The following is a 5,576-nucleotide window of genomic DNA, read 5'->3' as shown; positions in this document are numbered from 1 at the left end:
CGGATATGCTCGCCTGGTCGGCTATGACGAAAAGCTCAACCTGCAACCCGACATTCTCGAAAGTTTCGACGAGGCGGACGATCGCGTCTTCACTTTCAAGATACGGGAAGGACATAAATGGTCTAACGGCAGCCTGCTGACGCCGGAGGATTTTCGCTATTGCTGGGAAGATGTCTGGCTGAACGATGAGCTTACGCAAGGCGGGCTCCCCCCGACCCTGCTGGTGGAAGGCAAGCCGCCACGCTTCGAGATCGTCGATCCGTTGACGGTCCGCTATAGCTGGGATGCGCCTAATCCAGACTTCCTGCCCAAGCTCGCTGCCGCTTCGCCGCTATCGCTTGTTCTGCCGGCCACCTATCTCAAGCAGTTCCACAAGAAATACCAGGATCCATTCCGGCTTGCCGGCCTGATGGAGGAGAACAGGGCCAAGAAATGGACGCTCCTGCATATCCGCATGTCGCGCCAGTATCGCCCGGAGAACCCGGAACTGCCGACGCTCGATCCCTGGCAGAACCGGACCAAGCCGCCGGCCGAGCAGTTCGTCTTCGAGCGGAACCCGTTCTTTCATCGAATAGACGAGAATGGCCGGCAGCTGCCCTATGTTGACCGGGTGGTCATGAATGTCAGCTCATCGGCAATTATTTCCGCCAAGACCGGTGCCGGCGAGAGCGACCTGCAATGCATGGGAATCGACTTTGCCGATTACGCCTTCCTGAAGGACGCGGAGAAGCGCTACCCGGTGAAGATGCATCTGTGGAAACGCACACAGGGTTCGCGGCTGGCGCTCCTGCCCAACCTCAATTGTGCCGACCCGGTGTGGCGTGGCCTTCTCCGCGACGTGCGCGTGCGCCGCGCGCTTTCGCTCGCAGTGGATAGGCGCGAGATCAATTTGGCGGTGTTCTACGGATTGGCGCAGGAAAGTGCCGATACGGTCCTGCCGGAGAGCCCGCTCTACCGGCCGGAATTCGCGAAAGCCTGGGTTGCCCATGATCCCGACAAGGCCAATGCGCTGCTCGACGAGGTCGGGCTTAAGGCGCGCGACGATGACGGTCTGCGGATCCTCCCCGATGGACGCCCGGCGCAGGTCATCGTGGAAACGGCCGGCGAAAGCACGCTGGAAACGGACGCGCTCGAACTCATCACCGATCACTGGCGGCAGGTCGGCATCGCCCTGTTCGTCCGGACTTCGCAGCGAGACATCTTCCGCAGCCGCGCGCTAGGTGGCGAGATCATGATGTCGATTTGGTCGGGCATCGACAATGGTGTGCCGACCGCCGACATGAACCCGTCCCAGTTGGCCCCCACCATGGACGACCAGCTGCAATGGCCGCTCTGGGGTGCTCACTACCTGTCTCACGGCACGGTCGGCGAGGCGCCCGATCTTCCGCCTGTCGTCGAGTTGATGGCTTTGCTCAAGCGCTGGAACGTTTCGACCGAAGCCGCGGAGCGCGCCGAAATCTGGAATTCAATGCTGTCGATCTACACCGATCAGGTGTTTTCGATCGGCACGGTGAACGGAACGCATCAGCCGGTTCTGGCGTCCTCGAGGCTGCGCAATCTGCCTGACAAGGCGCTCTACGGCTACGATCCGACCGCCTATTTCGGTGTCTATATGATGGACACATTCTGGCTTGGAGAGTCCTGAGCGTGCTTCGATATATTGTCTGGCGCATTGCTGTGATGGTTCCAACGCTGCTGATCATATCGGCGCTGGTGTTCACGATCATCGAACTTCCCCCGGGCGACTATTTCGACAGCTATGTTGCAGAGCTTCGGGCTCAGGGCGAAGCAGTGGATTCCGATCGCATCCAGATGATGCGCAAGGAGTATGGTTTCGACAAGCCGCCGGTCATTCGCTACTTCTACTGGGTCGGCGGAATGCTGCACGGCGATTTCGGCTATTCCTTCGAATATGAGCTGCCGGTTCGCGATGTCATCGGTGACCGAATGTGGCTGACCATTTTGGTTTCCTTCGTCACGATCATCTTCACCTGGCTCATCGCCTTTCCGATCGGCATGTACTCAGCCACCCATCAATACAGCTGGGGCGACTACGGCCTGACTTTCTTCGGTCTTCTCGGCCTTGCCATTCCGAATTTCATGCTGGCGCTGATCCTGATGTATTTCGCCAACATCTGGTTCGGCACGTCCATCGGCCATCTCATGGACCCGCAATATCTCGGCGAGCCGATGAGCTGGGCCAAGGCGAAATCGATCCTCGCCCATCTCTGGATCCCGGTCTTGATCATCGGCACCGGTGGCACGGCAAGCATGATCCGGCGGCTACGCGCCAATCTGCTCGATGAGCTACACAAGCAATATGTCGTGACCGCGCGCGCCAAAGGCCTTCATCCCTTCAAGGCGCTGGTCAAATATCCGCTGCGCATGGCGCTCAATTTCTTCATTTCAGACATCGGCTCTATCCTGCCTGCCATCATTTCCGGCGCCGAAATCACGGCGATCGTGCTGTCTTTGGAAACGACCGGGCCGATGCTGATCAAGGCGCTGCAAAGCCAGGACATGTATCTGGCGGGGTCATTCCTGATGTTCCTCGCCTTCCTGACGGTCATCGGCGTCCTGATTTCCGACCTCGCGCTGGCGCTGCTTGATCCGCGAATTCGTTTGCAGGGCGGGAGCACCAAATGAATACGCAATCGCCGCTGCCCGCTCCGGGTGCTCCACTACAACACTACGTTTCCATTGCGCCCTTTGACCTGCAGTCGGTCGAGGCGATGACGCCTGAGCAGTCGAAGGTCTTCCAGGCGTCGCAGTTGCGGCTGATGTGGTGGAAATTCCGACGGCACCGGCTTGCCCTCATATCCGGCATATTCCTGGCAGCGCTTTATCTTGGGATACTGATCTGCGAGTTCCTGGCGCCCTACAATCTGCACACGCGCAACATGGACTACATCTATTCGCCGCCGCAGTGGGTGCATCTGTTCCACGACGGCCAGTTTGTCGGACCGTTCGTGTATGGCCGCCAGATGACGCTGGATATGGACACGCTCAAGCGGAACTATATGGACAAGCAGGATGATGTTCAGCGGATCCGTTTCTTCTGCAAGGGCGACAGTTACCTATTCTGGGGCCTGATCGAAGGTGACAGGCATCTTGTCTGCCCTGCCGAAAACGGCCAGCTCTTTCTGGCCGGCACCGACAGGCTGGGGCGCGACGTGCTCTCGCGCATCATCTACGGCGCACGCATTTCACTGACGATCGGCCTCGTAGGCATCGCTTTCAGCTTCGTCCTTGGCATCGTCATCGGGGGGCTGGCCGGCTATCATGGCGGTATGTTCGACCTGATCGTTCAACGAATTATCGAAGTTCTGCAATCGATTCCCAGCATTCCGTTATGGTTGGCTCTGGCGGCGATCATGCCGATAACCTGGAGTCCGATCCTGATCTATTTCGGCATTACCGTCATCCTCGGGCTGCTCCACTGGACCGGGCTGGCGCGGGCGGTGCGTTCAAAGCTTCTAGCCTTGCGTGAAGAGGATTACGTTCTGGCCGCGCAATTGATGGGCGCCAGCAGCAGCCGCATTATCCGCCGGCACCTCATTCCCGGCTTCATGTCACATCTGATCGCCACGGCGACGATCTCCATCCCCGGCATGATCCTGGGCGAGACGGCGCTGAGCTTCCTGGGGCTCGGTCTGCGGGCGCCGATAACCAGCTGGGGCATCCTGCTCACCGAGGCGCGCAGCGTGAGCGTGATCGCGTTCTATCCATGGCTGCTTTTGCCGATCCTCCCCGTCATTCTCGTCATCCTGGCGTTCAACTTCCTCGGTGACGGCCTGCGGGACGCTGCAGACCCCTACAAGTGACATCGTTACCCTGCTGTACGCCGGGCCGCCTTGTCCGCAGCCTGTTCGGTTGTTGCAGTGTTCATCGTTCGCCTCTATATGCCGCGAGGCTCGATCGGGGTTTAATACATCGCCCTCGGGTTTCACCCGCGAACCGTTCCGGTCCCGGGCATTGCCGATCTCTTGAGCTGGTTCAGGACACACAAACGCAAATGAGTCGCCTCGAGAGTTTCATCCGCAGGCTGACCGCGCAGCGCGACATTCTCGATCAAGTCTGCGCGCAGGTGGCGACCATCGAGGGCCCTGTCCTCGAGCTCGGCCTCGGCAATGGCCGGACGTTTCATCATCTGCGCGAGCGCCTGCCCGGACGCCGGATCGTGGCGTTCGACCGCGCACTGGCCGCCCACGCCAGCTCAATTCCCGAAGCTGAAAACCTCGTGCTCGGCGAAATACGCGAGACGGCGATCAGGTTCATTGGCATCGACGCCGCTCTTCTTCATGCCGACATCGGCACCGGCTATGAAGATCGCGACGCAGTGACCGCTACCTGGCTTCCCGACCTGACCGCGCGCCTGCTTCGCGTCGGCGGCATCGCCGTCAGCGGCACGCCGCTCGATCACCCGCACTTGGAACGCCTCCCGCCGCCGCCTTCGGTGCCCGCCGATCGTTATTTTATCTATAGGCGGGTGTGAGAGGTCGAGACGTCTTCAGGGGATCGTATAGACTGCTATCTCCCGCTCAATGCCGCGCAGCGAGACCTCGTGGGGCTCCGGCTTCAGCGCTTTGCTGCGCAACAGATCGGCGGTGAGATTGTCGTCGACCACCGCTCGGGTGGCGAAGATTGCCTGTGCGTTGGCAAGGTTCTGGACCCGCGAAGCAATGTTGACTGTCTGGCCGAAATAGTCCTGCCGCTCGTTCAAGGACACGGCGATGCAGGGGCCGGCATGGACACCGATCTTGAGCAGCAGATCCTCGCGCCCACTCTTGTCGTTGAGCGTGCGCATGGCATCGCGCATCCTGAGGGCCGCAGCAATCGCACGATCTGGCGTGGCGAAGGTCGCCATCACGGCATCGCCGATGGTCTTCACCACCGCGCCCGCCTCCGCCGCGACGATATCTTGCAGAACCTGAAAATGCTCCCGCACGAGATCGAAGGCCGAAAGGTCGCCCACACGCTCGTAGAGCGCGGTCGATCCACGCAGGTCGGTGAACAGGAAAGTCAGGCTGGTGATCTTCAGGCGCTGGTCGACGGCCAAAGTATCCGTGCGATAGAGATCGCGGAACGTCTGGTTGGTCAGCAGTCGCTTGGCGGTGAGAAAGGGTCGGCGTTTCCCCAGAAATTCATGCAGTTCATGGCCGGCGATGAAAACTGCCGGCAACACACGCGTGTCTGTCCTATTTTCCAGCGAAATGCGCAACGGGCCGGGTTGCATCTCCAGCGTCTGGCTCTGGACATGGTCGCGGTCGAAGACCAGAGAGAGGCTTCGGCGCTCCTTTGTCGGTTCGCCCTTCACGTCGATGAACTGCGCTGAATGGGTGACCGGCTCGAAGACAATGATGAATTCGGACGGAAGCTGTATCGGAAGAACCGCCTTCTCACCGGGCGCAAGCTCGATGTCCTCCAGCGAGAACTCTTCCATCTTTTGCGCGAAACCCTCCTCCGGCACGTCGACGCCGGACGCCCAGTAGATCTGGCGGAAATATTCCACCGCAGGAAGTTGGTGTGGATTGTGGGCGGCAATCCTGCGTGTGCGGGGACTGACGGTGAATGTC

5 protein-coding genes are annotated in these 5,576 nt (G+C 60.0%); 4 read left to right on the top strand and 1 reads right to left on the bottom strand.

The genetic code is table 11. The features are described from left to right. The 4 genes from EOA28_RS23140 to EOA28_RS23125 all read left to right on the top strand — a co-directional run. The coding region (locus tag EOA28_RS23140; protein WP_148670812.1) for an ABC transporter substrate-binding protein at positions 1–1,645 on the top strand (1,645 nt) is incomplete at its 5' end. Between the two features lie 2 nt (positions 1,646–1,647). Then, positions 1,648–2,646: an ABC transporter permease gene (locus EOA28_RS23135; RefSeq protein WP_042639159.1), complete on the top strand. Its 999-nt coding sequence runs from the start codon at positions 1,648–1,650 to the stop codon at positions 2,644–2,646. Beyond that, a complete protein-coding gene (locus EOA28_RS23130; protein ID WP_127249249.1) occupies positions 2,643–3,824 on the top strand; it encodes an ABC transporter permease in 1,182 nt (393 codons plus the stop codon). The genes EOA28_RS23135 and EOA28_RS23130 overlap by 4 nt, the downstream gene beginning before the upstream one ends. Positions 3,825–4,015: 191 nt before the next feature. Next, positions 4,016–4,495: a class I SAM-dependent methyltransferase gene (locus EOA28_RS23125; RefSeq protein WP_127249250.1), complete on the top strand. Its 480-nt coding sequence runs from the start codon at positions 4,016–4,018 to the stop codon at positions 4,493–4,495. Between the two features lie 15 nt (positions 4,496–4,510). Here EOA28_RS23125 and EOA28_RS23120 read toward each other — a convergent pair. Further along, on the bottom strand, positions 4,511–5,576 hold a 1,066-nt coding region (locus tag EOA28_RS23120), incomplete at its 5' end, for an adenylate/guanylate cyclase domain-containing protein (RefSeq protein WP_148670811.1).

This window comes from Mesorhizobium sp. M2A.F.Ca.ET.067.02.1.1, from assembly GCF_004023285.1.
Classification (GTDB): domain Bacteria; phylum Pseudomonadota; class Alphaproteobacteria; order Rhizobiales; family Rhizobiaceae; genus Mesorhizobium.
The sequence above is the reverse complement of the archived record's forward strand: the minus strand, read 5'-3'. Positions and strand labels throughout refer to the sequence as shown.